General features: G+C 70.9%; 2 protein-coding genes. One reads left to right on the forward strand and one right to left on the reverse strand.

From position 1 onward, the window contains the following. The coding region (locus KBX53_RS33065) for a hypothetical protein (protein WP_210863780.1) at positions 1-369 on the forward strand (369 nt) is incomplete at its 5' end. Positions 370-448: 79 nt separating this feature from the next. Here the strand turns inward: KBX53_RS33065 and KBX53_RS33070 are convergent. Further along, positions 449-1,338, reverse strand: an 890-nt coding sequence (locus tag KBX53_RS33070) for an AAA family ATPase (protein ID WP_210863782.1), incomplete at its 5' end; no start/stop codon positions are given.

Raw genomic sequence — 1,338 nt, forward strand, 5'->3', positions numbered from 1 at the left:
GTCGGCAACTGGGTGTGCACCTCCGGCGCGTACTCCGGCACCCGCTGCTCGATCCAGGTGAAGGCCCGCAACCTCTGCATCAACGTGCGCGACTTCGGTCAGGTCTGCGGCCAGGTCCAGGCGGAGAACACCACCGGCACCAACGCCGTCGGCCAGGGCGACAGCGGTGGCCCGGTGGAGATCGTGAACGCGGCGAACACGCTCCAGGTCTGGGCGACCGGAACCAACACCGCCATCGACGACACCTTCACGTCGACGGCCTGTACCGGCTACGTGAAGACCGGCCGGGTCTGCGCCTGGCGGTTCTACTACGAGGACATCTTCTCCGGCATGGCCGGCGTTGGCGCCACGGGCGTCGTCCTCGGCTGAGACGTCGCGGCGACCGCCGTACGACTCGGTGGCCGGGCCGGCGCGCGTACCCGCGCGTCGGCCCGGTCTCGCGCCGGGTTCAGACGCTGGCGCCCGGGTCCCCCGCGAGCACCGCGTCGCCACGGAGCAGCGCCGGCTCGGGCAACGGCAGTTGGATCTTGTGAGCCGCCTCCCAGTCGTAGATCAGACCGGGGCGCACCTGGGCGGCGAAGTAGTCGATCGCGGTCATCCCACCCACCACCGGCTCGTCGACCTCGGCGACCAACTGGGCCGGGACCAGGGAGAACCCGTTCTGCAGAGCGGCGCTGAGGCGGCGGTGACCGTCGACGACGAAGAAGTACTCACCGGTGAACCCGATCTTCAGCGGTTCGAGGGCCTCGTCGCCCGCCTCGGCCACCCCACCGACGAAGTCGGTGTCCCACAGGCCCCGCAGGGTGGCGATGTCCTCGGTCGGGTAGACCCGGGCCGGGTCCAGCAGCAGCAGCGGCGGCGCGTCCCGCAGCACCTCGGCGCCGAGGGTGCCCTCGTACGCGGCCACGATGTGCTCGATCACCTCGGCGGCGGACGCCCGGGTGGTGTCGCAGATCAGGTCATAGTTGCGCAGCCGGGCCTTGTCCACCCCGTACCGGATGATGAACCGGCTCCGCTCGCTCGCGCTGCGCTCACGGAGCTTGGCCTTGGCCTCCTCCAGGGAGGCGTAGCTCTCCGCCGGCCCGGACGGTCGGGCGAGCACCCGGCGGGCCGCCTCACCCGGCTCGGTGATCATGTGCACCTTGAGCGCGTCGGTGAAGAAGTGCCAGGCCAACCGGGAGTCCATGATGAGGCGCTCACCGGAGGCGGCGATGTCCCGCTGGAGCTGGTCGACGTAGCCGTCGACGGCCTGGTCCAGCTCGGCGTGCAGGTTGAGCTGCAGCGCGGTCATCTGCCGCTGCTGCGCCATCTCCCGGTAGAGGTCCCCCACGCTGACCC

Origin of the sequence: Micromonospora sp. M51, from assembly GCF_018070305.1 — a bacterium.
GTDB classification, from domain to species: domain Bacteria; phylum Actinomycetota; class Actinomycetes; order Mycobacteriales; family Micromonosporaceae; genus Micromonospora; species Micromonospora parva.